The 25,539-nt window shown below is 63.4% G+C and carries 26 protein-coding genes and 1 pseudogene; 19 read left to right on the top strand and 8 right to left on the bottom strand.

Going from position 1 to position 25,539, the window contains the following annotated elements; all coding sequences use genetic code 11:
- Window positions 1-32: 32 nt before the first annotated feature.
- A complete protein-coding gene (locus tag QZ634_RS05035; RefSeq protein ID WP_291985086.1) occupies window positions 33-1,610 on the top strand; it encodes an IS66 family transposase in 1,578 nt (525 codons plus the stop codon).
- Window positions 1,611-1,662: 52 nt separating this feature from the next.
- A complete protein-coding gene (locus QZ634_RS05030) occupies window positions 1,663-1,878 on the top strand; it encodes a hypothetical protein (RefSeq protein ID WP_291988109.1) in 216 nt (71 codons plus the stop codon).
- Here the strand turns inward: QZ634_RS05030 and QZ634_RS05025 are convergent.
- Window positions 1,868-2,443: a TetR/AcrR family transcriptional regulator gene (locus QZ634_RS05025; RefSeq protein ID WP_291986100.1), complete on the bottom strand. Its 576-nt coding sequence runs from the start codon at window positions 2,441-2,443 to the stop codon at window positions 1,868-1,870. The genes QZ634_RS05030 and QZ634_RS05025 overlap by 11 nt on opposite strands.
- 414 nt (window positions 2,444-2,857) lie before the next feature.
- On the opposite strand from QZ634_RS05025, the gene QZ634_RS05020 reads away from it, so the two are divergent.
- From QZ634_RS05020 to QZ634_RS04985, 8 genes are all read left to right on the top strand, one after another.
- Complete coding sequence (locus QZ634_RS05020; protein WP_291986098.1) at window positions 2,858-3,607, top strand: electron transfer flavoprotein subunit beta/FixA family protein; 750 nt, start codon at window positions 2,858-2,860, stop codon at window positions 3,605-3,607.
- Window positions 3,608-3,609: 2 nt separating this feature from the next.
- Window positions 3,610-4,542: an FAD-binding protein gene (locus QZ634_RS05015; protein ID WP_291986096.1), complete on the top strand. Its 933-nt coding sequence runs from the start codon at window positions 3,610-3,612 to the stop codon at window positions 4,540-4,542.
- A gap of 22 nt (window positions 4,543-4,564) precedes the next feature.
- A complete protein-coding gene (locus QZ634_RS05010) occupies window positions 4,565-5,230 on the top strand; it encodes an energy-coupling factor ABC transporter permease (protein ID WP_291986094.1) in 666 nt (221 codons plus the stop codon).
- A 1-nt stretch (window position 5,231) separates the two neighbouring features.
- On the top strand, window positions 5,232-5,957 hold the full coding sequence (locus QZ634_RS05005) for a hypothetical protein (protein ID WP_291986092.1): 726 nt from the start codon (window positions 5,232-5,234) through the stop codon (window positions 5,955-5,957).
- A 162-nt stretch (window positions 5,958-6,119) separates the two neighbouring features.
- Window positions 6,120-7,913, top strand: a complete 1,794-nt coding sequence (locus tag QZ634_RS05000) for an acyl-CoA dehydrogenase C-terminal domain-containing protein (RefSeq protein WP_291986090.1) — start codon at window positions 6,120-6,122, stop codon at window positions 7,911-7,913.
- A gap of 123 nt (window positions 7,914-8,036) precedes the next feature.
- The gene (locus tag QZ634_RS04995) at window positions 8,037-8,444 is read left to right on the top strand and encodes a thioesterase family protein (RefSeq protein WP_291986089.1); all 408 of its coding nucleotides are present in this window, start codon (window positions 8,037-8,039) and stop codon (window positions 8,442-8,444) included.
- A 34-nt stretch (window positions 8,445-8,478) separates the two neighbouring features.
- A complete protein-coding gene (locus tag QZ634_RS04990) occupies window positions 8,479-10,455 on the top strand; it encodes an acetoacetate--CoA ligase (RefSeq protein ID WP_291986087.1) in 1,977 nt (658 codons plus the stop codon).
- 476 nt (window positions 10,456-10,931) lie between these two features.
- Window positions 10,932-12,329, top strand: coding sequence for a sensor domain-containing diguanylate cyclase (locus QZ634_RS04985; protein WP_291988018.1), 1,398 nt, complete (start codon window positions 10,932-10,934; stop codon window positions 12,327-12,329).
- A gap of 241 nt (window positions 12,330-12,570) precedes the next feature.
- On the opposite strand, the gene QZ634_RS04980 is transcribed toward QZ634_RS04985, so the two are convergent.
- The gene (locus tag QZ634_RS04980; protein ID WP_291986085.1) at window positions 12,571-13,419 is read right to left on the bottom strand and encodes a LysR substrate-binding domain-containing protein; all 849 of its coding nucleotides are present in this window, start codon (window positions 13,417-13,419) and stop codon (window positions 12,571-12,573) included.
- Window positions 13,420-13,521: 102 nt separating this feature from the next.
- On the opposite strand from QZ634_RS04980, the gene QZ634_RS04975 reads away from it, so the two are divergent.
- Window positions 13,522-14,742, top strand: a complete 1,221-nt coding sequence (locus QZ634_RS04975; protein ID WP_291986082.1) for a YbfB/YjiJ family MFS transporter — start codon at window positions 13,522-13,524, stop codon at window positions 14,740-14,742.
- Between the two features lie 156 nt (window positions 14,743-14,898).
- Here QZ634_RS04975 and QZ634_RS04970 read toward each other — a convergent pair whose 3' ends face one another.
- Window positions 14,899-15,099 (bottom strand): hypothetical protein, encoded by a 201-nt coding sequence (locus QZ634_RS04970; RefSeq protein WP_291986080.1) that lies wholly within the window; start codon window positions 15,097-15,099, stop codon window positions 14,899-14,901.
- A 578-nt stretch (window positions 15,100-15,677) separates the two neighbouring features.
- Here QZ634_RS04970 and ltrA point away from each other — a divergent pair.
- Complete coding sequence (gene ltrA / locus QZ634_RS04965) at window positions 15,678-16,964, top strand: group II intron reverse transcriptase/maturase (protein ID WP_291988016.1); 1,287 nt, start codon at window positions 15,678-15,680, stop codon at window positions 16,962-16,964.
- 358 nt (window positions 16,965-17,322) lie between these two features.
- On the opposite strand, the gene QZ634_RS04960 is transcribed toward ltrA, so the two are convergent.
- The 3 genes from QZ634_RS04960 to QZ634_RS04950 form a co-directional block, all read right to left on the bottom strand.
- A complete protein-coding gene (locus tag QZ634_RS04960; RefSeq protein WP_291986078.1) occupies window positions 17,323-17,538 on the bottom strand; it encodes a glycine zipper 2TM domain-containing protein in 216 nt (71 codons plus the stop codon).
- A 276-nt stretch (window positions 17,539-17,814) separates the two neighbouring features.
- A complete protein-coding gene (locus tag QZ634_RS04955; protein ID WP_291986076.1) occupies window positions 17,815-18,519 on the bottom strand; it encodes a Crp/Fnr family transcriptional regulator in 705 nt (234 codons plus the stop codon).
- A 190-nt stretch (window positions 18,520-18,709) separates the two neighbouring features.
- Complete coding sequence (locus QZ634_RS04950; RefSeq protein ID WP_291986074.1) at window positions 18,710-19,447, bottom strand: Crp/Fnr family transcriptional regulator; 738 nt, start codon at window positions 19,445-19,447, stop codon at window positions 18,710-18,712.
- A gap of 230 nt (window positions 19,448-19,677) precedes the next feature.
- On the opposite strand from QZ634_RS04950, the gene QZ634_RS04945 reads away from it, so the two are divergent.
- The 7 genes from QZ634_RS04945 (at window position 19,678) to QZ634_RS04915 (ending at window position 23,933) form a co-directional block, all read left to right on the top strand.
- Window positions 19,678-19,968 carry a hypothetical protein gene (locus tag QZ634_RS04945; RefSeq protein ID WP_291986072.1) on the top strand — a complete coding sequence of 97 codons (291 nt, stop codon included), beginning with the start codon at window positions 19,678-19,680 and terminating at the stop codon, window positions 19,966-19,968.
- A 350-nt stretch (window positions 19,969-20,318) separates the two neighbouring features.
- Window positions 20,319-20,537 (top strand): osmotically-inducible lipoprotein OsmB, encoded by a 219-nt coding sequence (locus tag QZ634_RS04940; protein ID WP_291986070.1) that lies wholly within the window; start codon window positions 20,319-20,321, stop codon window positions 20,535-20,537.
- Window positions 20,538-20,619: 82 nt separating this feature from the next.
- Window positions 20,620-20,931: a hypothetical protein gene (locus tag QZ634_RS04935; protein WP_291986068.1), complete on the top strand. Its 312-nt coding sequence runs from the start codon at window positions 20,620-20,622 to the stop codon at window positions 20,929-20,931.
- A 957-nt stretch (window positions 20,932-21,888) separates the two neighbouring features.
- Window positions 21,889-22,311, top strand: coding sequence for a carboxypeptidase-like regulatory domain-containing protein (locus QZ634_RS04930; RefSeq protein WP_291986067.1), 423 nt, complete (start codon window positions 21,889-21,891; stop codon window positions 22,309-22,311).
- A gap of 358 nt (window positions 22,312-22,669) precedes the next feature.
- Window positions 22,670-22,873 carry a CsbD family protein gene (locus QZ634_RS04925; RefSeq protein WP_043564345.1) on the top strand — a complete coding sequence of 68 codons (204 nt, stop codon included), beginning with the start codon at window positions 22,670-22,672 and terminating at the stop codon, window positions 22,871-22,873.
- 147 nt (window positions 22,874-23,020) lie between these two features.
- Window positions 23,021-23,311: a GlsB/YeaQ/YmgE family stress response membrane protein gene (locus QZ634_RS04920; RefSeq protein ID WP_043564347.1), complete on the top strand. Its 291-nt coding sequence runs from the start codon at window positions 23,021-23,023 to the stop codon at window positions 23,309-23,311.
- Between the two features lie 337 nt (window positions 23,312-23,648).
- Window positions 23,649-23,933 carry a hypothetical protein gene (locus tag QZ634_RS04915; RefSeq protein ID WP_291986065.1) on the top strand — a complete coding sequence of 95 codons (285 nt, stop codon included), beginning with the start codon at window positions 23,649-23,651 and terminating at the stop codon, window positions 23,931-23,933.
- 116 nt (window positions 23,934-24,049) lie between these two features.
- Here the strand turns inward: QZ634_RS04915 and QZ634_RS04910 are convergent.
- A pseudogene (locus QZ634_RS04910) lies at window positions 24,050-24,261 on the bottom strand (transposase); the annotation flags it as partial.
- 665 nt (window positions 24,262-24,926) lie between these two features.
- On the bottom strand, window positions 24,927-25,337 hold the full coding sequence (locus QZ634_RS04905; protein ID WP_291985706.1) for a hypothetical protein: 411 nt from the start codon (window positions 25,335-25,337) through the stop codon (window positions 24,927-24,929).
- Window positions 25,338-25,539 lie beyond the last annotated feature (202 nt).

The raw sequence follows: 25,539 nt of genomic DNA, 5'->3' as shown, positions 1-25,539 counted from the left end.
CTTGAAGACGACTCTCGCGGTATAATAGCGGCATGAATCCGGCGCTTGCGATCCCTTTCCCAAGCCTCGACGAGGCGGCCGCACTGACCCCGCAACAGATCGTCGAACTGATCGGCGCCCTGCGCCAGGAAGTCACCGCCCTCAAACAGCAACTCGACTGGTTCAAGCGCCAGCTCTTCGGGCAGAAGAGCGAACGACGCATCGAGACCGGGCCGAATGGCCAGATGACTTTCGGCGAGTTGCTCACCCAGCCGACGCTACCAGCGCCCCCAGGCCAGCCGGTGGCCGCCCACACCCGCAAGCCGGCAACCCGGACCCGGGATGACGAGGCGGTTCCTTTCTTCGACGAGACGCGGGTGCCGGTCGAAGTGATCGAGCTCCATGCTCCGGAAACCGACGGCTTGGGTCCGGAAGACTATGAGGTGATCAGCCACAAGGAAAGCTATCGCCTGGCGCAACGGCCGGGAAGCTACGTGGTGATCAAGTATCGGCGGCCGGTGGTCAAGATCAAGGCCAGCGAAGCGCTCGTCTGCGCTGCCGCACCGGCCGGGGTGATCGACGGCAGCCGGGCCGACGTGAGCTTCGTTGCCGGCTTGCTGCTCGACAAGTTTGCCTACCACCTGCCGCTGTATCGCCAGCACCAGCGCCTCGCCGACGCCGGGATCACGGTCAGTCGGCCCTGGCTGACACAGATCGCGCAACAGGGCATCGCCCTGCTCGAACCGATCTACGAGGCCCAGTTCGCCTCGATTCGCGAGTCACGCGTCAAGGCCATGGACGAGACGCCGATCAAGGCCGGACAGGCGGGACCGGGCAAGCTGAAGAAAGCCTTCTTCTGGCCAGTCTATGGCGAACTGGACGAAATCTGTTTCCCGTTCTTCCCGAGCCGGGAGATCAAACACGTCGAGGCGGCGCTGGGACTGACGCCCGCCGAGCGGGCGGTCTTGTTGTCGGATGGCTACCACGCCTATGCGCACTATGCGACCAGGACCGGGATCACCCATGCCCAGTGCTGGACGCATACCCGCCGCAACTTCTTCGAGGCACAAACCGTCGAGCCGGAAGCGGCGGGCCAGGCGCTGGAACTGATCGGTGCGCTCTATCAAGTGGAAGAATCCATCCGGGAAGAGAAGCTCTCTGGCGCCGGCAAGCGGGACTATCGCCTGGCGCATGCCAAGCCGATCGTCGAGCGCTTCTTCGCCTGGATCGGCGAACGCTTCGCGGCCCAAGGACTGCTCCCCAGCAATCCGCTGACCAAGGCGCTTGCCTATGCGCGCGACCGACGATACGGACTGGAGGTCTTCCTCACCGACCCGGACGTGCCGATCGATACCAACCACCTTGAGCGTGCCTTGCGCGTGATCCCGATGGGGCGCCGCAATTGGCTGTTCTGTTGGACCGAACTGGGCGCCAGGCAGGTGGGGATCATCCACAGCCTGATCGCCACCTGTCGATTGCACCAGATCGACCCGTACGACTATCTGGTCGATGTGCTACAGCGCGTCGGCCAGCATCCGGCAGAGCGCGTCCGGGAACTCACGCCTCGTCTCTGGAAGCAGCTCTTCGCTGCCGATCCACTTCGCACGCCTTTGTACCGCCTCGGCACGTAGGGCCTGACGCCGCGTAGTTACCGCTTACGGACAGGGCGACCACGGCAGCGGTGTGGAGCAGCTCTATCCCGACGCATTTAAGGGGCTGGCTTTGACGACCGGTTGGTGGATGGCTCAAGGTGACACCTTGCTGGCCAACCCACGCATCGGCGAACGGATTGATGAGTTCGAGCCGCGCGAGGTGCGCCGGATTCTCGTGGGGCAAGACGAGATGCGCTATGAACCTACGGAAACCACCATCTATGTGCTGCGCCTGCTTACTCCTTGACGATCAGTTCGGCGATCCAGCGCTTGAGCTCGCCGACCGCCGGATCGTAGCGCTCGCAGGCCATCAGGCTCTGCCCGAAGACGTAGGCGTAGAGCAGCAGGCTGCGGCTCTTTGCCTCTTCGTCGGAGACGCCGCGGCGGACAAACAGCTGGCGGGTGCATTGCAGCCGCCAGCTGTCGACTTCCTCGACGATGGCGGCCGCCTGGGCGTCGCGTCGGGCCCATTCGCGAACCGCCAGCTCGATCGAGATTCCCTTGCGGTTGCGCGTCGCGCCATAGACGTCGATCAGATGCAGCAGCTGTTCGCGTTCGCGGCCGGGGCTGGCTCCGGTCTGCTTGTCGATGTCGCGGATGCGCCCGTCGCGCCAGGTTTGGAGGACACCGTCGACCAGATCCTGGCGGTCCTTGAAGTGCCAGTAGAAACTGCCTTTGGTGACCCCAAAGTTCTTGGCCAGGACTTCGATGCGCATACCCTGTACGCCCTGTTCGGCGAGAACGTCAATGGCCGCTTCGATCCATTCGTTGCGGTCGAGCGTTACGCGGGCGCTGCTCTTGTCGGCTTTCATCGCTGTCTGCTTCCTTCTCTGGTCTCGTGCGGCGCGCCAGCGCGACTGGTTACCTTCCCCTACCCGGGCCGCTGGCCGCGGCCCCGCACAGGCTGGCGCACATCATCCATACGACAGGGTATGGCGTATTGTCCGGTCAGCGTTCGGCAATGTCAAACGCTGACGGCCCGATCGACCCACTGTGACCATGCTGCGAAGCGGGGCTTTCATGAATGGCTCAAGTGAGGCAATATTGCTGGCTAGCGTTGCTCTGTCGTCGTCGCCGGTATTGACAGCCGTTTCGCCATACGGTACCGTACGCCATCCATACGACAGAGTATGGCTTGTTGTCCGGTCAACCGTCGATGCTGTCATCCGCGGGCTGTTTCGGCTGCGTTTGATGTCGATTACCTTGAAGTGATAAAGGAGAAGGTTTTGAAGATTCTCGTTCCAGTCAAACGAGTGGTGGATTACAACGTCAAAGTGCGCGTCAAGGCCGACGGCAGCAACGTTGATCTGGCCAACGTCAAGATGTCGATGAACCCCTTCGACGAGATTGCCATTGAAGAGGCCGTGCGTCTCAAGGAAGCCGGGATCGCCAGCGAAGTGGTCGCCGTTTCGGCCGGCGTGACCAACTGCCAGGAAACCCTGCGTACGGCGATGGCCATTGGCGCCGATCGCGGCATCCTGATCCAGACCGATGTCGAGCTGCAGCCGCTCGCCGTCGCCAAGCTGCTCAAGGCGCTGTGCGAGAAGGAGCAGCCGCAGATCGTTCTCTGCGGCAAGCAGGCGATCGACGACGACGCCAACCAGACCGGACAGATGCTGGCCGGCATGATGAACTGGCCGCAGGCGACTTTCGCCTCGAAGATCGTCGTTGCCGGTGAGCAGGCGACGGTCACCCGCGAGATCGACGGCGGTCTGGAAACCATCGAGATTGCCCTGCCGGCAGTGTTGACCGCCGACCTGCGCCTGAACGAGCCGCGCTACGCGACGCTGCCGAACATCATGAAGGCCAAGCGCAAGCCGCTCGAAACGACCAATCCGGAAGCGCTGGGCGTCGACGTCACGCCGCGTCTGAAAACCCTCAAGGTCGCCGAACCGCCGAAGCGCAGTGCGGGCATCAAGGTGGCTGACGCCGCTGACCTGGTGATGAAACTCAAGACTGAAGCGAAGGTGATCTGATCATGGCCATACTCGTCATTGCTGAACACGACAATTCCTCGATCAAGCCGGCGACGCTCAACGCGGTGACCGCGGCGAGCAAGATCGGTGCTGACGTTCATCTGCTGGTTGCCGGCAGCGCCTGCGCGCCGGCGGCGGACGCGGCGGCAAAGATCGCCGGTGTGGGCAAGGTCCTGCTTGCCGACGCTGCGCAGTACGCAGACCAGTCGCCCGAGAATCTCGCCGCGCTGGTGGTCGCCAATGCGGCCGCCTATGGTCACATCGTCGCTGCCGCAACGACGGTCGGCAAGAACTTCATGCCCCGCGTTGCCGCGTTGCTCGACGTGGCGCAAATCTCCGAGATCGTCACCGTCGAGACGCCGGATACCTTCGTCCGCCCGATCTACGCCGGCAACGTCCTGGCCACCGTGCAGTCGAGCGACGCCATCAAGGTGATCACCGTGCGTGCGACCGCCTTCGAAGCAGCGGGCGAGGGGGGCAGCGCCGCCGTGGAAAACCTGGCGGCCGCTGCTGACCTCGGGCAGAGCAAGTTGGTCAATCGCGAGTTGACCAAGTCCGAGCGGCCCGAACTCACCGCCGCCAAGATCATCGTCTCGGGCGGCCGTGGCATGGGCAACGGCGACAATTTCCATCGGCTGCTCGAGCCTCTGGCCGACAGGCTGGGCGCCGCGCTGGGGGCCTCGCGCGCGGCGGTCGATGCCGGCTTCGTTCCCAACGACTACCAGGTCGGCCAGACCGGCAAGATCGTCGCGCCGCAGCTCTATATCGCCGTCGGCATCTCGGGTGCGATTCAGCATCTGGCCGGGATGAAGGACAGCAAGGTGATCGTGGCCATCAACAAGGACGCCGAGGCGCCGATCTTCCAGGTCGCCGATTACGGTCTGGTCGGCGACCTCTTCGAGGTCCTTCCGGCGTTGCTCGCCGAACTCGGCTGAGCAAAGGCGGGCGGCGGGCAGCGTGAACCTGCCGGACGGCCTGCTGGGCGGCAGCTGGATTCTGCTCTCCTGGCTCCTTTTCGTCTGGGTTGCGCTCGTTGCCCTGCGGCGGGCGCCATGGCGGGTGCTGGCCGACAGCGCACGCCTGAACGCCTTCCTGGCGACGATCGTTGCCCTTATCGTCCTCTGGCACCTGCAGGCCGGGGTCAAGCCCGGTCTCTCGCTGCACCTGCTCGGGGCAACGGTGTTCACCCTGTGCTTCGGCTGGGCGCTGGCCTTCGTCGGTCTCTGCCTGGTGCTGGTCGGGGTCGGGCTGAACGGTTTTTCCGGCTGGCAGTCCTTTGCCGTCAACGCCCTCCTGATGGCCGGCGTCGGTGTCGCGGTGAGTCATGGGCTGCATCGTCTGGTCGATCGCCTGCTGCCGCGCCATATGTTTGTCTACATCTTCTGCAAGGGCTTCTTTGCCTCGGCGTTGGCGCTGATCGCGGTTGGTCTGAGCGCGTGCGCGCTGCTGGTGCTCAGCGGGACTTACGAGGCTGATTACCTGGCTGGCGAGTATCTGCCGTATTTTCTGCTGCTCGGTTTTTCCGAGGCCTGGCTGTCGGGAATGATGGCCACGCTGTTTGCCGTTTTCAGACCGGAACTCCTCGCCGATTTCGACGATGCGCAGTTCCTCGGACGAAAATGAATTGCCGTCTGACACGCTTTCCCGATCGCACCGCACGCGCTACGGCTGCGCCATGCTGAGCGTCGGCAGAAAGCGCTGCCCCTGGGACTGCCGCGGCCTGAACGCCGCGGCGGTGGCGGCACTGATCCTGCTGGCTGCGGGTGCCGATGGCCGTGAAGCGCTGGAACAGAGCCCGGCGCTGGGGCGGAAGGCGCCGGCTGACGCAGGCCTGACTTTGCGCCTGAGCGAGGAATTGTCCGTGCCGGCGGGACGCGCTTCGACCAGCGAGCTCGGTCGCGACCTGCTGCGACTTCAACGGAGGACGCTGCAGATGCTCGGCGACCGGGATCACGCGCCACAGGCGCTGACCGAAAAGCTGGTCTGGCTGGAGGCGGATCTTGCCGAGCTGAAGAGGGTGGAGGCCCGCCTCGCAGCTGAAGCGGGCGCGTCGCCGCCAAGGCGTCCCGCGGCGAAGTCTGCACCGACCGCCGCAGCGCCGGCGACGCCTGGCCAGCGGCCACCGGAAGCGGCAGCGGGCGTCGAGGCTTGGACCTTGTACGCTGCCCTGGCTGGACTCGGCTTGTTGGCCGGCGGGTGGTTCGTCCGCCGTCGGCGTGCCGCCCGGCAAAGACGCGCTCCGTCGCGCCAGACGGCCAGCGAGCACGGCGGGAACCGGGCCACACCGTCGCGGACGGCCAGGGAGGCCGCAGCGTCGGCGAGCATGGCGCCGTGGGGGACGCGCGAGTGAGTCGAAGTGCGGCGAAGCGGCTGCGTGCCGGTGGGCGAAGAAAACGGCTTTTTGTTGGAGTTCAGGGCAGCGCGCGAAAGCCCCTGCCCGCTTGAATAGTACCCCCCCCAAGACGGTCATGACGCTGATGATCGTTGCCCTCGCAAGTCAAAGGAGAATGAAATGAGTGAATACATGGCCCCCATCCGCGATATGCAGTTCGTGCTCAAGGAACTCGCCGGGCTCGAACAGGTGGCGCAGCTGCCTGGCTGCGAAGAAGCAACGCCTGATCTCGTCGACGCCGTTCTCGAGGAGGCTGCCCGGTTTGCCGAGGAAGTGCTGTCACCGCTCAATATCCCGGGTGACCTCGAAGGCGCCAGGTGGCACAACAAGGCGGTGACCATGCCGGCCGGTTTCAAGCAGGCGTACAAGCTCTTCGCCGACAGCGGCTGGACGGCGCTGGCCTGCGAGCCGGAGTGGGGTGGCCAGGGCCTGCCCAAGTTGGTGGCGGCGGCGGTCGCCGAGATGTGGAAGTCGGCCAATCACTCGTTTTCCCTTTGCCCGCTGCTCACCAACGGGGCCATCGAGGCGCTGGTGCTCACCGGCTCCGAGAAGCTGAAGAAGGACTATCTGGAGAAGATGGTCAGCGGCGTGTGGACCGGGACGATGAATCTCACCGAGCCCAACGCCGGCTCCGACCTGGCCGCCGTGCGCACCCGCGCCGAGCCGCAGGCCGACGGCAGCTACAAGGTCTTCGGGCAGAAGATCTTCATCACCTACGGCGACCACGACATGGCCGAGAACATCGTCCATCTGGTGCTGGCGCGAACGCCGACTGCGCCCGAAGGCGTCAAGGGCATTTCGCTCTTCGTCGTGCCGAAGTTCATGGTCAACGACGACGGCAGCCTCGGCGAACGCAACGACGCCTATTGCGTATCGATCGAACACAAGCTCGGCATTCACGCCAGCCCGACGGCGATCATGGCTTTCGGCGACCATAGTGGCGCCGTCGGCTACCTGGTCGGCGAGGAGAATCGCGGTCTCGAGTACATGTTCATCATGATGAACGCCGCGCGCTTCGGCGTCGGCCTCGAAGGCGTCGCCGCTTGCGAACGGTCGTATCAACGGGCGCGCGACTACGCCCGCGACCGTGTCCAGTGCACCGACGTCGGCGTACGCGGCGGCCCGAAGGTGCCGATCATCGTCCATCCGGATGTGCGCCGCATGTTGATGACCATGCGCGCGCACGCCGAAGCGACACGGGCCCTGGCCTACGTCGTCGCCGCGGCGCACGACGCCGCCGTTCACCATCCCGACGCCGACGAACGCAAGCGCAACCAGGCCTTCGTCGACCTGATGATCGGGGTGGTCAAGGGCTGGAGCACCGAGAGCGGGGTGACTATGGCCTCGATGGGCATTCAGGTCCATGGCGGCATGGGTTACGTCGAGGAAACCGGCGCCGCGCAGCACCTGCGCGACGCGCAGATCTCGACGATCTACGAAGGCACCACCGCCATTCAGGCCAACGACGTGATCGGCCGCAAGATCGCGCGCGAGGGGGGGGCCACGCTGCAGGCGCTGATTGCCACCATGCGTGCCCTTGACGCCGAGCTGGCCGGCCAGGCAGGCAGTCATCTTGTCGCCATTCGCAAGCGCCTGACGGCGGGTATCGACGCGCTGGCCGAAGCCGGCGACTGGGTCGTCGCCACCTATCGTGATGACGTTCGCGCCGCCTCGGCCGGTTCCGTGCCGTTCCTGACCTTGCTCGGCATCGTCGCCGGTGGTTGGCAAATGGCGCGCGCGGCCCTGATCGCCCAGCGCAGGATAGACGGCGGCGACGCCGATCCCTTCTACGCGGCAAAGGTGGTCACCGCGCGTTTCTACGCCGACCACCTCCTGTCGCGTGCCGGCGGCCTGGCGAGCAGCATCACCGACGGTGCCGTCGGCGTGATGGCGCTGCCGGAAGACATGTTCTGAGCAGCTTCTGCGAGGAAGGCGGGCGGCCGGCTGGCTGACCGCCTTGCGCACGCGCCGGCGATGGCACATCGTCGGCGCGCCCGATCATCAGCCGCCGGGTATCGACCGACCACAGGAAACGCAATGCCAACAAGCCAACGCAAGCTCGTCCAGACCAGCCTGATGTCCATTCGCTGGGGCGACATGGACGCCTACGGACACGTCAACAACACCGTCTATTTCCGCTACATGGAGCAGTGCCGCGTCGAGTATCTCGAAACGCTGGGCTTCAAGGTGCTGCCGCGGGGGACGGCACCGGTGATCATCAACGCCGCGTGCACCTTCCTGGTGCCGCTGAACTACCCCGGAATGCTCGAAATACGCATGTTCTGTGGTCATCCGGGGCGCAGCAGCGTGCAGACGCATTACGAGATCCGCCTGCAAGGCAATGAAACACTCTACGCCACAGGCGACGCAAAAATCGTCTGGATGGACGTGGCCAGCGGCAAGTCGGCGCCGATTCCGGACGAGTGGCGGGCGCAGCTGTCGTAAACGCATTTTCCGGTCGCAGCAAGGAGGAGGGGTGATGGATCAGCAGGCTCTCTGGCGCCCAGGCGCCGAACGTATCGCCAGCGCCAGGCTCAGCGCTTTCATGGCCGCCGTCAATGCGCGCTGGAACGCTGCCTGCAGCGACTACCCCAGCCTCTGGCGCTGGTCGGTGGCCAATCCCGAAGCATTCTGGACCTCTGTCTGGGACGAATGCGGAGCCCTCGGCGAGCGCGGCGAGACGGTTCTCGAAGACGGCGATCGCATGCCCGGCGCGCGCTGGTTCCCGCAAGCCCGCCTCAACTACGCACGGAATCTGCTGCGCCGACGGGATGACTCCGACGCGCTGGTCTTCTGGGGCGAAGACCAGGTCAGGCGGCGTCTCTCGAATGCCGAGCTGTACGCGCAGGTATCGCGGTGCGCGCAGGCGCTGCAAGCCGTCGGCGTCGGCCGCGGCGATCGCGTCGCTGCCTACCTGCCGAACATGCCCGAGGCGCTGATCGCCATGCTGGCCACGGCTTCGCTGGGCGCCATTTGGTCGTCGGCGTCGCCCGACTTCGGGGTCCAGGGCGTGCTCGACCGCTTCGGCCAGATCGAGCCCAAGGTGCTGCTCTGCGTCGACGGCTACTGGTACAACGGCAAACGCGTCGACTGCATGGCCAGGAACGCGCAGATCGCCGCAGAGATGCCGACCGTCGAGCGCTGCGTCGTCGTTTCCTACCTCGACGCTGCCCCGGACGTGGCGGCGATCCGCCACGGCCAGCGCTACGCCGACTTCATCGCACCCTGCCAGGCCGGCGAGATCGACTTCGTGCCACTGCCTTTCGAGCACCCGCTGTTCATCATGTTTTCCTCGGGAACCACCGGCGTTCCCAAGTGCATCGTGCACTGCCACGGCGGCGCGCTCGTGCAACATCTCAAGGAACACCAGCTGCACGGCGACGTGAAGCCCGGCGACCGCCTGTTCTACTTCACCACCTGCGGCTGGATGATGTGGAACTGGCTGGTATCGGGCCTCGCCTCGCAGGCGACGCTGCTCCTCTACGACGGTTCGCCGTTCATCGCCGGTGCTTCGGGCAAGGCCGGAACGATCCTCTTCGACTACGCCGACGCCGAGCGGATGACGCACTTCGGCACCTCCGCCAAGTTCATCGACGCGCTTGCCAAGACCGGGCTGAAGCCGCGCGCGACGCACCGGCTGGAGGCGTTGCGGGCGATGTTCTCGACCGGCAGCCCGCTGGCCCCGGAAAGCTTCGACTACGTCTATGGCGATATCAGGACCGACCTGCTGCTGGCGTCGATTTCCGGCGGCACCGACATCCTCTCCTGCTTCGCGCTCGGCTGCCCGATCCTCCCCGTTTTCCGCGGCGAACTGCAATGCCGCGGCCTGGGAATGGCGGTCGACGTCTTCGACGACGACGGCCAGCCGATTCCTGCCGGCCGTGGCGAGCGCGGCGAGCTGGTCTGCACCGCGCCGTTCCCGGCCATGCCGGTCGGTTTCTGGAACGACCCCGACGGCGCCAAGTACCACGGCGCGTACTTCGACCGCTTCGCGAACATCTGGTGCCACGGCGACTTCGTCGAACTGACGGCCCACGAAGGGATGATCATCTACGGCCGCTCCGACGCCGTCCTCAACCCCGGCGGCGTGCGTATCGGCACCGCCGAGATCTATCGCCAGGTCGAGCAATTGCCGGAAGTCGTCGAGTCGCTGGTCATCGGCCAGGAGTGGCAGCACGACGTGCGCGTCGTGCTGTTCGTCAAGCTGCGCGAGGGAATCAGCCTCGACGACGCGCTGATCGAACGCATCAAGCAGCAGGTGCGCCAGAACACCACGCCGCGGCACGTGCCGGCGAAGGTGCTGCAGGTCGCCGACATTCCGCGCACCAAGAGCGGCAAGATCGTCGAACTGGCCGTGCGCCACGTCGTCCATGGCCGGCCGGTGAAGAACGTCGAGGCACTGGCCAACCCGGAAGCGCTGGCGTACTTCCGCGATCGGGACGAACTGCACAGTTGAGTCGTCTCCATTCAGCGCCTCTGAAAAACGCTTGAGGGCCCACGAGGGGGCATGGCTGGTAGCCCGGTGTGCCCCCTCGCGACGTGGCCGAAAGCCTTGGCCGTCGGTGCCGACGCTCCATCAATGGATTCCGGCCTCAACGCAGATGCAGGGGGATGAGCGCAGAATCAGCCCCGCCAGAGCGGGGTCGGTGTGAGTGCTGATCCAGCGTCTTGGCCGTTACCCACGGGGAATTGACCGTTCATTCCCTTTTGAACGGCCATTCGTCCGACCCATCTCAGCTGCGTGCGAAGGCGACCTACGTGTCTTGGCGCACAGAACGCCAGCGCAAGGAAGCCAATACTGCGAGGTTCCAGGGAAGACGGAGCGGTGAAAAACTTTGCCGTCCAACGCTATCGGAAGAAGGTATTCCAATGAGCTCGCATGCGGATCAGGTGACGCCGAAAACCGATGTTTCAGATGGCCTGAGCGGCGTCATGGAACCGTGGCACCAGGAGGCACTGCTCAAGGCCGGCGCCCTGCAGAACGCAATTTTCAACAGCGCCAATTTCTCGATTATTGCAACGGACGCGAAAGGCGTCATTCAAATCTTCAACGTTGGCGCCGAACGCATGCTGGGCTACGCAGCCGCTGACGTGGTGAACAACATCACGCCAGCCGACATTTCCGATCCGCAGGAAGTCATCGCGCGCGCAGAAGCGTTGAGCCTTGAACTTGATACGCCGATTACGCCGGGCTTCGAGGCCCTGGTGTTCAAAGCCTCGCGTGGCATCGAGGACATCTATGAACTGACCTACATCCGCAAGGACGGCAGCCGTTTCGCGGCGGTCGTTTCGGTAACAGCCCTTCGCGATGATCAAAACGAGATCATCGGCTACCTTCTGGTCGGCACTGACAATACCGCCCGAAAGGAGATCGAGGCCGAACAACAACTGCTCGGTCAACGTCTGCGTGACCATCAGTTCTACACGCGCTCCCTGTTCGAGTCCAATATCGACGCACTGATGATCACCGATCCGTCAGGGGTCATCACCGACGTCAACAAGCAGATGGAGGCGCTTACCGGTTGCACCCGCGACGAGTTGATCGGGGCGCCGTTCAAAAGCCATTTCACTGATCCGAAGCGGGCCGAGGCGGGCATCAAGCTGGTGCTGCTTAAAAAGAAGGTCACCAATTATGAGCTCACCGCACGCGACAGGAGCGGGAAGGAAACAGTGGTGTCCTACAACGCGGCCACCCTTTACGACCTGGACAGGAGGCTGCAGGGGGTATTCGCGGCAGCGCGCGATATTACGGAACACAAACAGGTACAGGCGGAAATTCTCAATCTGGCACTGTATGACTCATTAACGCGGCTGCCCAATCGCCGCCTGTTAAACGACCGACTGGGTCAGACGATGGCCGCAAGCCAGCGTAGTGGTCGTTACTCCGCGCTGATGTTCATCGACCTGGATAACTTCAAGTCGCTCAATGACACGCGCGGGCATGAAGTTGGCGATTTGCTGCTGATGGAGGCGGCGGATCGGCTGAAACGTTGTGTACGCGAGATTGACACCGTGGCCCGCTTCGGCGGCGATGAGTTCGTGGTGATGCTCAGTGAGCTGAGTGTGGAAAATGCAGAATCCACTGCCCAAGCCGGCGTGATTGCGGAAAAAATCCGCGCCGCGCTGGACAAGCCTTTCGTGCTTCAAGTGCGGCAAAAGGGAACAGCGGAAAATACCGTCGAGCATCAATGCACCGCGAGCATCGGCGTGGCGTTGTTCAGCAAGCGTGACGCCAGCCGGGATGACATCCTCAAGTGGGCGGACAAGGCGATGTATCAAGCCAAGGAGGCAGGTCGCAATTTGATTCGGTTCTATGAGCCGACCGCTTGAGCGACCGCCTCTGGAAGGGCAGCGGTCGCCCGATCCACGTGCCGCCGAGTGTTTCTTGTGGGTCGTCAAGAGGTGACGCTCCGGCGCAGATCGCGAGCAGTAATCGCTGCCGCAGCGCGCAATAGAGACGCTTTCGACGAGCTTGGCCAATTGCAAACGTCGCAAAGTAGGCGCGTCGCGTTCGGTATATTCACCTTTCGTGAGCTGACCCCATCAAGGATGCAGCACCACACCGGGGTCGCTATGTGGTCGCGCTGGCGACAGCCTCGCCAAGCGTCTGCAGCGCCGCCATCGGCGGCGCTTCGGCAAGGTAGATCATGCCGGTGGGCACCTGGCTGATTTCTTCGGGCAGCGTCTGCACGACCAGATCGGCGGTGTGCGCCGATTGCTCGACGACCCGCCGCGGCATCAGGGTCCATCCCAGGCCGACGGAAACACAACCGAGAATCCCGTCCAGCGTTCCGAACTCCATGGCCTCGGCGACGGCGTGGCCGCTGGCGCGCTGCCAGGCGAGGGCGCGTGTGCGATAGGCGCAGCCTTCGCGGAAGAGGATCAGCGGCTGCAACCGCGGATCGGTGTCGGCAGCATGAACGAGCACCAGTTCCTCGATGACCAGTTCATCGAAGCGCAGATCCGGGTGTTCGATCGGACCGGCGACGATGGCGCAATCGAGCTTGTGGGTCAGCACCTTGTTGACCAGCGTTGCGCTGGTGTCGGTCTCGATGCGCAGTTCGAGGCGGGGATGCCTGGCACGGACGGCCTTCAGGGCCAGCGGCAGATGCAGCGCGGCGAAGGTCTCCATGCTGCCAATGCGCAGTTCGCCGACACCGTCGCCGACCAGACGAACGGCGGCGCCGCTCTCGCGTTCGAGGTGCAGCATGCGGCGCGCGTAATCGAGCAGCACCCGGCCGGCGGGAGCCAGCGCCACGCCACGCCCGCTGCGGAAGAAGAGCGCCGCGCCCAGTTCTTCCTCGAGCCGGCGGATGCGGCTGGTGACGTTGGACTGGACGGTGTTCAGCTTGCGTGAGGCGGCCAGAACGCCGCCTTCATCGACGACGGCGGCGAAGGTGCGCAGTGCGATCAGCTCCATCGACATATCTCCATTACAGAATTGACTAATCTAGACTATTCATTTGTGGAGATAGTTTATAGCAGTTATCGTTTGGCCATCAACTCAAAAGGACGTCTGGACATGAACGAGCAGAAAGAACGCCTGGAACGTTTTCGTGTGCTGGGCGCCGGTATCTGCAGCCTGATGCTGGTCCTAGGCGTCGCCCGTTTCGCCTATACGCCACTGCTGCCGCTGATGCAGCAACAGGCGGGACTGGGCGTCGGGGCGGCCGCCTGGCTGGCGGCGATCAACTACGCCGGTTACCTGAGCGGCGCCGTGGTGGCTTCACTGATCAGCGACCTGGTGCTCAAGGATCGCCTCTACCGGATCGGCCTGGTCGTCGCCGTGCTCAGCACCGCGCTCATGGGCCTGACCACCGACGTGACCATCTGGGCGCTGTCGCGTTTCGTCGCCGGCCTGAGCAGCGCCGCCGGCATGCTGCTCGGCACGGGGCTGATCCTCAACTGGCTGATTCGGCACAATCATCGCAGCGAACTCGGTATTCACTTTTCGGGGATCGGCCTGGGAATTGCCGGCTGTGCGGCGGCGGTGGCGCTGATGAGTCATTGGCTGGACTGGCGCGAACAGTGGTTCGTATTTACGCTGATCGGCAGTCTGCTGCTCATCCCGGCGCTGCGCTGGCTGCCGGCACCCGACCGCAGCACGGTTACCAAGGGCGGGCAGCAGATGCTCGACAATCCGCCGAGCGCGGCTTTCATGCGCCTGCTGATGGCTGCCTATTTCTGCGCCGGCTTCGGCTACGTGGTCAGCGCGACCTTCATCGTCGCCATCATCGACCACCTGCCCGGTCTGGCCGGACGCGGCACGCTGGTCTTCCTGGCACTCGGTGCGGCGGCTGCGCCGGCGTGCATCGTCTGGGACCTGATCGCCCGGCGGACCGGCGAGTTGAACGCGCTGATCCTCGCCGCCGTGTTGCAGATCGTCGGCATTCTCCTGCCGGTGATGGGCGACGGCCTGGCGGCGGCGCTGGCCGGGGCCTTGCTCTTTGGCGGCACCTTCATCGGCATGGTGAGCCTGGTGTTGACCATGGCCGGGCGCTACTATCCGACGCGCCCGGCTAAGATGATGGGCAAGATGACGCTTTCCTACGGGGCCGCGCAGATCATCGCACCGGCGGTCACCGGCTGGCTCGCCGGCAGCCTCGGCAGCTACGCCGCTGGTCTGCACCTGGCGGCCGCAGTGATGGCCGTTGGTACGTTATTGTTGCTGCTGCTCAAGTTTGTCGAGCGGCGCGACCTGTCGCTGAGCGCTGCTGTCACCGGAACCTGTCCGCAGAGCTGAGCAAGCGTTCGCGAGGGCTGGCTGACGGGTTGCGCCCGCTGGCCCTGGCGCGATGAATCGCGCTTGCAGCTTTCCACTCTCCGGTTTCCGGATCACGCTGGAGACCTCGATGCCGTCATGCGGATAGCTCAGCGAGGTCGGCCCTGGTAGCGACGTCTATTTCTTGGCGTCCTTGGCGGCGTCCTGGACGCTCTCACCCGCTTTTTCGATCTGCTGGCCGACCTTCTCGACCGCTTTGTCCATTTCCTTGCCAGCCTTCTCTGCCGGGCCTTCCTGTTTCTGGCAGGCAGGCAAGGTCAGCAGCAAGGCACTGACGCCGATGAGCAAGGCCGTGCTGACAGTTTTTCCGAGGTTCATTGCTGCGCTCTCCTGGTGGACCATCTAGTTGTAGTGCTGCGTGCGCCGTGCTAAGGCGCTGTCTTTCAGCGGGTGCGAATCCCGCCCGGCAACTTTCGCTCCGGCCGGTAGCAACTGGAGCAGTCGTGGAGGTAACGAAGCGGCTGAAGCCTCTGGTGTAGAGGGTCCTGTAAGGGACTTGGCGACCACGCAGGCCGTAATGAGTGTGAACACTGAGCAGGCCCCGAAAACACTGAATGCGGAAGCCGACCCGGCGTAGCTACGGGGAAGGCCGTTGTCACAGATGAACGCGAGCGAAACGCAGTCTGTGGTTCCGCCGGGGTATTGGTGACGGCATGTGTGGAAGAGGAAGGCAGACGCAACACGGGAAGCCCCATCACGTGGTCAAGTGCAAGACCAACCGGACGCCCGTGAGGGACAGGTCGGGCGAGGTGGGGTGGCGGAGAGGCCCGTAGTACCGTTGAAGTCGGGTAATGCCGATGGAGGAAAGGGGCCTCAGTTCAAGACCAACGCAAGAAGCGGAAAGGGACAGGAGATTGGGCAACCTGCAAACTCCAATAAGCGTTCAGAAACTGCAGATGGCGTTACATGCCAAAGCGAAGGAAGAACCCGGGTACCGGTTCTACCTCCTGTACGACAAGGTCCATCGACCAGACGTACTCGATCATGCCTACCGAAGCTGCAAAGCCAACAAGGGCGCAGCCGGGGTGGACGGAGTGCGTTTTGAAGACATCGAAGCGTATGGAGAAGAACGCTGGCTTGGGGAACTGGCGGAACGGCTGAAGAAGAAGGACTACCGACCGGAAGCGGTCAAGCGGGTCTGGATTCCCAAGCCGAACGGCAAACTGCGCCCCTTGGGGATACCGACGATCACCGACCGAGTCGTACAAACGGCGGCCATGCTCGTGCTGGAACCTATTTTTGAAGCCGATCTGCAGCCGGAGCAGTACGCCTACCGGGCAGAGCGCGGGGCGCAGGATGCGGTAACAGCGGTTCATCGTCTATTGAACACGGGACACCGGCAAGTGATAGACGCGGATCTATCCGGCTATTTCGATAGCATTCCGCACCTTGAGCTGATGAAGAGCGTCGTCCGTCGGATTGTCGATCGGCACGTTCTGCACCTCATCAAGCAATGGCTGGAAGCACCTGTGGAAGAAGACGATGGACACGGTCACCGGCAACGGAGCACGTCCAACCGGGACACCGGGCGCGGCACCCCGCAAGGGGCCCCGATTTCACCGCTGCTGTCGAATCTGTACATGCGGCGCTTCATCCTCGGATGGAAGACGTTGGGGTATGCGCGTCGCTGGTCGGCGCAAATCGTCAATTATGCGGACGACTTCGTCATCTGCTGCAAAGGCCGGGCAGAGGATGCCATGGACGCGATGCGAGGCATGATGGAGACACTGAAGCTGACGGTGAACGACGACAAGACACATTTGTGTCAAATACCGCAAGCGCGGTTTGACTTCCTGGGATACACCTTCGGGCGGTGCTACAGCCACGAGAATGGGAGAGCCTATATCGGCACCCGGCCCTCGACGAAGAGCATCAAACGAATGGTGGAAAGCATCACTCAGGAAACCGACCGTCGCCGAATCCTCCTGGATGCCGAGGTTGTCGTGGGACGCCTCAATCGGAAACTGACTGGCTGGGCGAATTACTTCTGCCTGGGTCCTGTCAGCCCGGCCTATCGGGCGATCAACACCCACGCCACACAACGGCTCCGCCGGTGGTTGTGCAAGAAACACAAGGTTCCTGGCAATGGGAAAAGGCGCTACTCCGATCGGCATCTCCACGAGCAGTTGGGGCTGATCAATCTGCCAGCAAGAACCCATGACCTTCCGTGGGCGAAAGCGTGATGTCTTGTCCGAGAGCCGGATGCGGGAAATCCGCCTGTCCGGTTCGATGAGCGGGATGTGGAAACGGGACTATGGCCTGACTACTTGGGCACCGCCAGACGAAAGAGGCGGAAACAGACAAGTCAGACCTACGGCTACCGCGCCACATCTCGACTCTACATTCCTGATGAGACTTTCGGCAAGCCTGACAGCGGCGCGAAACCCTCGGGGTAGGCGGGAGCTATTTGTTCCATACAGCGTGGCAACACTGCAGTTGCTGTCACGGGTGTGACCCACGGCGCAAGGTCGTGGCGGGCCGACGACAATGAGCCAGTGATGTGCGCCGGCCCGGCAGGGACGGCGTATGGCAGGTCGATCGTCATTTGCTGACTTCGTGGCCGACGACGCCGCCAACGGCTGCGCCGCCGACTGTTCCGAGCACACTGCCGCCCGTAAGGACGGCACCGCCAACGGCACCGACGCCAGCGCCAACGGCGGTGTTCTCGCCCTGCGTCGACATGCCCGAGCAACCACCGAGGGCGAACAGTATGGCTATGGCAACTGCACCGAAGGTGATTCTTTGCGTCTTTTCCATGGTATTACCTCTTTCCTGAACGTGCTGTTACCGGTTCTTCGCGCCCGCTCGAGTACGACTCATGACTTGGCTTCCCCGGGCGCGATTGCGGGCGGTCCGGACAGCCATCCTGCGGACATCGCCGGCCGGCTGACTCGGATGGTTTACCGTACTGCCAAGTTCTTTCGCTGTCTGTCTGCTGGGGCACATAGTCGGCAGTCCCGCGGCGAGTTGCCGCTTGCCTCGCCAGGGCGATTCCGTGCGCGACCCGCGTGCAGCCCGGGGTCAGGATGCCGGCTAAGCCATCCCTCGCGCGTAGGTGGCGTTGTCGGCCTCGTAGCAGCCGCAGGAAGCGGCTTCCAGGCCGCCGCGGTCGAGGATTCTGATATTCCCGCGGCTGTAGCCGATCAGTTTGCGTTTTTGCAGTGCGGTCGCGGCCTTCGTCACACCGACCCGACGCACTCCCAGCATCGAGGCCAGAAATTCGTGTGTGCCATGAAAGGCATTCGACTGCGCCCGGTCCTGCGTCATCAGGAGGCAACGGGCGAGACGCGCTTCAACGACATGAAAGCGGGCGCAGGCGGCGGATTGCGCGAGTTGGCCCATCACCACATGCAGGTAGCGCTTGAGTATTCCCTGCAGCGCCGGACTGAAAGCGAGTTCGCGACGAAACGGCGCGGCGTTCATGCGCAGCGCAAGGCCTGCGCCCTGTACCAGCGCGCTGAGCGGCGAAATCTCCACGCCGAGGATGAGCGAGATCCCGAGCATGCCTTCGTCGCCGACCAGACCCACCTCCAGGCTGGCGCAGCCGTCGATCGGCGTGATCAGCGAAATGTAGCTCGTCGTGGGAAAGAAGACGTGGCGAATGCGTTCACCGGGTTCGGCGAGAACGTCGGCAAAGGTCAGTTCGACCGGCTCGCAAGCGGCCAGAAGACGCCGCCGGTCTTTGTGCGGCAGGGCCTCGATGAGTCGATTGGCGGCGGCAGGGACCGGTGTTGGCACGTCGCTCCTCACGATGCAAAGAAGAAACCGGCAACCGGAGAGGTGCTGCTATCCCGGTGTCCGATGCGGACCAGGAGCGAACCGTTTCGCCCGGATGAGAACTTCATTGCGCAGAGTGTGCAGCGAAACTCGACGACCGTCCGGGCGGTAGCGCACACAGCAGCGCGGCCACGTGCTGTTGTAAGGAACACTAGCGTGCAGTCACCTCGGGGAGCAGGCGCTCGAACTCCTTCCTGACCACCGCGTAGCACTCGCAGCAGCGCGCCTCCAGAGCCGCCCGGTCGAGTATGGTGATGCGCCCGCGCTGATACACGATCATGCCCGCCCGCTGCAGATTGCCGGCGGCTTCGGTAACGCCTTCGCGGCGCACGCCGAGCATGTTGGCGATCAGTTCCTGCGTCATGACCAGTTCGTTCGAGGGCAGGCGGTCGAGGGAGAGCAGCAGCCAGCGGCACAATTGCTCGTCGAGCGAATGATGGCGGTTGCACACCGCCGTCTGCGCCATCTGCGTCAGAAGCGCCTGCGTGTAGCGCAGCAACAGGCGCTGCATGGGGCCGGCGCGATAGAACTCATCCTTCAGCAGTTGGCCCTGCAAGCGGTAGGCGTGGCCGGCGCTCTGCACCACGGCCCGGCTCGACGTGCTTTCGCCGCCCATGAACAGCGACACGCCGACGATCCCCTCGTTGCCGACGACGGCGATTTCAGCCGATGAGCCATCCTCCATGACGTAGAGCAGGGAGACGATCGAGGTGGTGGGAAAATAGACATGGCGCATCTGGATGCCGGACTCGTAGAGCGCCTCGGCGAGCGGCATCGGGACTAGTTCCAGACGGGGAAACAGGCGTGTGTACTCGTCCGCCGGCAAGGCGGCGAGCAGGTGGTTCTGGCGCGGGTCATGCGTGGCAGAGATCAGGGGAGGCAAGGGCATGGCGGTTCATTCCGTCACCAGCAGCGATCGGACGAGCTTGCCGACGCACTGGAATTGAAGCTTCGAGGTGTCCTGACTATACACGCTGCGTATTGGCTATGTGCAGCAGCGCACAGACGCACCCGGGCGTTCGGCGCAGCCTGTGCAGGCTCATGGCGAGAAGCGGTGGTTCGGCCTCACGCGTCCCACAGCCGCCTGTATTCAATGCTCAATCAGTCACTGGAACCCGCATGGACAAGGATCAATTCACTACCGAAGTGGCTCTCGAGTTTCATCGGCGCGTGGCGGCGATCATCGCGGCCGTCCAGGCCGGAATGTGGAGCCATGGCGTGCACGACCTGCTCGGCTACGCCACCGACTTTGCAGTCGGCGAGGCCCGCGGACGGCAGACCCTGGTGCTCAAGAGCCGCAGCCGTTCGAGCTATGTGCGCCTTCAGTGGGAGACCATCCTCGGCGACGGCCCCGCTGCCCGGCAACTCGTGGACGACGCCATCCAGAGCGCGATCAACGAACTCGCCTGATCGCCTGTAGCCACTGAGCAACCGCCATGGGCGCCAGCGTACAGAGAACGTTCTGCGTTCGCTGGCTGATGGGTGGGCTGGCCGGTCGCCCGGAACCCTGGGCGGCGTCGCACAAGCCGGCACCCGCCTCGATTGCGCCTATGTTCGCTGGCAGACAGACCGCAAAAGCGCGTCTGCTTAGCCTGCAGTGATCGGGGCCGGCCAGAGTGCAGCGACTGCGCCCTGGCGGCGCGCGACACTTGCAAGCAGCGTACCTGTGGCCGAACGAACTGCCTGTTGCGCATGTCGCAGCCCTGGTGGACCCGAAAAGAACGTGCCAAAAAAACCTTGTTTGAGTAAGAGGAAAGCCCATGAAAACGATTCGCAGAGTCAAGTTCAGCGCCCTCGCTGCGGCTGTTCTGTTCGGCCTTGGTGCCTGCGCGGACATGGTTGCGCAGGACAAGGCGACCAGCATCGACGCCGGCGCCGGCGCCCTTGGAGTAGAAACTCTTCCGGACGGCAGCAGCGTCGGAACCGTCGGCGGCGCCCCGGTCGGAGGCGTGATCGGCCACGACGTCGGCAAGAAGTGATGCGCTGCGCGAGGTAGCTTGCCTCCCCGGCAGATAGCTCGCGCCCGCTCGTTACCCTGATCCCGCGGGCGACGCGACCCTCATGGTCGCTCCCGATGCGGGCCAATCGATTGAGCAGAATTACCAGGAGATATCAGAGATGAAAGCAGGTGGATCAATCCGCGCGACTTTGCTCGTGAGCGCACTGCTCTTGGCACTGTCCGCTTGCCAGAAGCACGAAAGCGAAGGCCCGGCAGAGCACGCAGGAAAGGAAATCGACAAGGTGGTAGCGAAGGCTGGACAGCAGGTCGAGAAGGCCGGCGAGGAAATCAACAAGGTGGTGGAGAAGGCTGGACAGCAGGTCGAGAAGGCCGGCGAGGCCATACAGGACGCTGCCAAGGGCGACAAGGAGTAGGATGTCGCAAACGCGCGCGACCTGTCGTTGCGCCACCAAACGTATCGTGATGTCCCTTTCCCGGGTTGGCGTGAGGGCCGGGCGGCCGAGGTTTGCCAGCGCCGCTTGCACACGCAATGACATCGAGTCCTCACGGCGCGGGCCATGAGCAATGCCCCGACATCGATGCTTCGCGTCGACGACGATGCCGGCGCTTCCCGATGTCAGCGCCGTGATCGGCTTGCCCGGCGCTGCTGATCGCTTCAGTCTTCATCAGCCGTCGCCAGGCAGGATAACGGTGGGCTTGCGAGCAAGCCCACCCCATGCACAGCTTCCTGGGTTGGCGTCCGCGTCCCGCCACGGGCTCGGATTGTGCAAGCTCCGGCGAACTCCTTGACCCTCTATCGAAGCCCGAAAAACGACAGGACGAAGAGGACGATGACGACGAGACCGACGAGGTAAATGATGCTGTTCATGTACTTTCCTCCGGAAGGGGTTAAGTGACCGAATCGCACAGACAGGTCGACTCGAGTTCACCGCTTTCCAAGCTACTCTTCCCGGTCCACACGCTCTGTACGTTGGCGTACACAGCAGTGCGTCGTGCGCGCCACGCTGCCGCCATCTCCCGCTCTTTCCCGCTCGGGCTAGCAATCGTGCCCGCAAGGCGCCTTTGGTGCTCATCACCAGCAACGCCCCCGCCCGCGGAACGCTTAGCGCCACGGCGGTACCCGCGCGGCCTCCGGCCTTGGGCTGTCGCGGCCAAGCTGAAGCTGGTCGCCGCCACGCGGCGTGAAAGTCGATCTTCCTGCGTTGGAGCTTCCTCGGTTTTCCGTGTGCTAGCGAACAGACGACAGGGGTTTCTTCCCCATAGGATGGCACTCAATCGGATTCGGCCAGGCCGACTGTCAGCGGCAACGCTGCGCAGGCTTCCTCCTGGGCTGCACATCAGGGCCTCGGCCCGTCAATAGGAGTTCCATCATGAAGAACAACTTTCTCGTCCCCGGCCTGCTGATCGCTGCGATGACCTTTGCGTCATTCGTGACCGATGTCGGAGCCGATGACGGACCCATTGTCCACCAGGCGGGTGGTTTGTCCTATGTGTCGGGCGGTGTCGGCGACGAGTCGCTCCAGAGGCTCAGGGAACGCGTCAGTGAATTCAACCTGAAGCTGGTATTCGCCATGACCTCCGGGGCATATCTGAGCAATGTGCGGGTGACCGTCGCTGACGCGAGGGGCAAGACGCTTGTGGAGGCCATCTCCGACGGACCGTGGTTCCTGGCGAAACTGCCGGCAGGCGAATATCGGGTGGTCGCCAGTTACGCCGGCAAGGCGATCGAGCGCTCCGTTGCCGTCGACGCGACAGCGCTCAAAACGGTAGATTTCCGTTGGGCCGAGGAATAATGGTGCCAGCGCGGTCGCCGCAAGGCCGCATGATCTAGTCACCTGACAGGCGACGCGCTGGCCCGTGGCGGGCCACGCCGGGTTCCTGCCCCCCCACAAGCGGAACATGGCGGTCGTCGACGATAGCCGAGTTCGGCTCAAGGTACGCCAGCGTACGGACTGCACCGGGCCATGCGTCCAGACTTGCCGTCTTGGCTGGCGTTGCCAGGAAATCCGTCCACCGCTGCGTGCGCTCGGCACTCTGTGTCCCTTCCCGCTGGTCGCGGTGTGCGGGGCCCCGGGGGCGAAAAACCGGCGGCGACGCAGGTTGCCCGATCGGCCGTTTGCCTGTTCGGGTCACGGACACAAGGAGCTTGATGTGAACTGGAATATCGTCGAAGGGAACTGGAAGCAGTACAAGGGCAAGGTAAAAGCGCAGTGGCGCAGCCTTACCGAAGAGCAGCTGGAATTGATTGCCGGCAAGCGCATCGAGCTCGCGGGCAGGATTCAGGAGACCTACGGCACAACCAAAGACGAGGCCGAGGCGCAGATCAAGCGCTTTGAAGAGCGCAACAAGGATTAGCGACCGTAGACCGCTCGCCTGATCCGATAGGGGCGCATGCCGCTGACAGGCGTGCGAACCGGTGTGGTGATGCTTCAGCGACTGTTGGGCCGCGTCGCTGGACTCCGGAAATGGTGAGCCCGACAGCTGCAGATACAGGAGGCAATCATGTCGTTACTACTATGGGCCGGACTTGGACTCATCGCCGCGCTCGTCGCCAACAGGATAGTTGGCGGAAGCGGGCGGGGCGCCGTCATGGACATCGTTCTCGGTGTTGTCGGCGCAGTCGTTGGCGGCTGGCTCTTCAATAGCTTCGGGATGGCCAGCGGTGGGGGATTAAAGCTCTACAGCCTGCTCCTGGCCGTCGTCGGCGCAAGCACGCTGCTGCTGGTGTACCACGCTAGCCTGTGCGGCGTACGGGAAGCCCTGTTCAACCTCGATCTGGAGAAGAAATCGTGAAACAGCTAACACGCGCCGTCGGCGGCGTAAGCTCCGTCGAGAACGACATGCGGATCAAGTGACGGATGCCAATGATGGCCAGTCACGCCCACCGCCGGGAACGAAAAACCTGCCGTGGCCTACTTTGCGATCCGTTTTCTGGGGCGACCCGGGTCAGGATCAGACGCCACGCCTCGCCCCGGTCTGTACGCCAGCGCACAGAGTCCCTGTTCCTTTCCGATTAAGCTGACCATGGCGCTCAAGTGCGTCAGCACGCACGAATCGGGGCGATTCACAGCTTGCCTGACCGCCTTCACGCCAAATCCTTTCACGCTTTTCAATCACAGGAATTATTGCCATGTCAAAGAGAGACGACTACATCGAGAAGATGAAACTTCAACTCGATGAAGCGAATACGAAGATGAGCGAGCTGGAAGCCAAAGCGAAGGAAGCGAAGGCCGATGCGCGCGAGAAGTACGCGGAGGAAATGGGCAAGCTGCGCCACCAGTCCCAGCTGGCCCTCAGCAAGCTCGAAGAACTGAAGGCTGCCGGCGAAGACTCCTGGGACGGCATGGTTGCGGAAATGGAGAAGATTCGCGACGCCTTCGTTCATTCATTCAAGTACTTCAAGTCGCAGCTCTAGCAGCCGGCCGGACTGAACGTCGGCAAAGCTGGCGTGTTTCACCCTGTGGGAAAAAGCCGGTTTTGCCTGATTCTCCGGCTTTTCCGAGGGTCCCCCTTATCCTCCCGGCTGTGGGCCAATACGGCCAGGCGCTTGAAATTTCTCGCCATGAAAACCAGCGTCCACTCGCCGCTGACCCTCTTCAACCCGCGTAAAAAGAAGCGACGAAAGCCCATCACCGCGTCGATGTTTCCGAACACCGGCTCGTCCGCCTGCTTGTGTAGGGCGTCGCGCGCCCGTCCTGCCTGGGTCTTCAGCCGATGGAACATTGCCTGAACGAGCGTGTGGCATCGTCGGGTTAGGGCGCCGGCTAACTGCGGCGCTCCCGCCAGCCCGCAGCCCAGCAACTTCCCTTACCCCAACTCCCGTCCGGCGACGAGCGCATCCAGGTCGATCACCTTGCCATTACTGAGGAAGGTGTAGTGCCGCTAACGATATCTGCGTGATCAGTGCCAGCGTCTTGGCGTTGCCGCCTGTCTCGAACTTCGTCGACAGCGGCGCCAAGATCAGCCAAGGCAAGTTCAGGCCGCTACGGCCTATGCAAACGGTTTAGCGTGCTTTATTGTCCGTTTTCTGAAACAACGCCAATCAGCGCGCGCGGCAACTGTGTCGCGCGCCACCGTTCGGCAGCTGGCCGGGGTCGTCGGGTCGTACTCCAGGTGCGGCGTCGGAGCGGCGCGCGCATGAAACGCCAAGGATGCGAGCAGGTGATCAACGGCCACCTTCCAGTATTCGGAGGATTCGCGTACGGAGCACCTGTCGCTGGCATCGCGCAGGGCCTCCATCCACAAGATCTCCGCCTTGGCGCCACGAACCCCCGCCTTGCTGGCAACCCATGGCAGGATCTTTGGGTAGTTTTCCGTCACTTCACTCTCCTTGGTGCGCCGTCATCAAGCGTGTTCAGACGCCTGGCTTTCGCCGGTATTGTCGCGGCCAAGCTGAAACTGGTCGCCGTCAGCCGGCGCGAAGCTGGATGTTCTTGGGGTGGATGTTCTTCGAGCGCTTGATATAGAGCTGGTTTTTCTTCGCTGTTTGGGTCTTCTTTGGTTTTATTTCCAGATCGTGTAGTAGCCCGTCCTGTGATGAGGCAGGAGGGGACGCGAGATGGACAGAGAGAAGCAGGACCCCTGCGTGAATTGCGGTCAGGCGTTTGTGCCGGACAGGCGTAACGCGCGGCATCAGCGTTATTGCGGGTCCGCGGCGTGCAAGGCAGCGAGCAAGCGGGCCAGCCAGGCGAAATGGCTCGCCAAGAACCTCGACTATCACCGCGGACCGGAAGCCGTGGCGCGGGTCCAGGCCTGGCGACAGGAGCACCCTGGATACAGCCGCGGCAAGCGTGCGCCGCTTGCCGAGTCCGCGATACAAGAAACCTTAATGTTCGAGCCTGACGCCTCGGCGCCCCTGCCAGCAGAGGCCGTGCGCCCAGCGAAGAAATCTTGTAACGCTCCCACGATCGAACTGGCGCCACCGTTACAAGATTTCTTGAACGCCCAACCTACTGTTCTGATTGGCTTAATCGCCCATATCTGGGGCAGTACGTTACAAGATGACATCGCCTCGGCCCTGA

This window comes from Candidatus Accumulibacter sp. ACC007 (assembly GCF_907163205.1).
Lineage (GTDB): Bacteria > Pseudomonadota > Gammaproteobacteria > Burkholderiales > Rhodocyclaceae > Accumulibacter > Accumulibacter regalis.
This window is presented reverse-complemented; position numbering and strand designations above follow the sequence as displayed.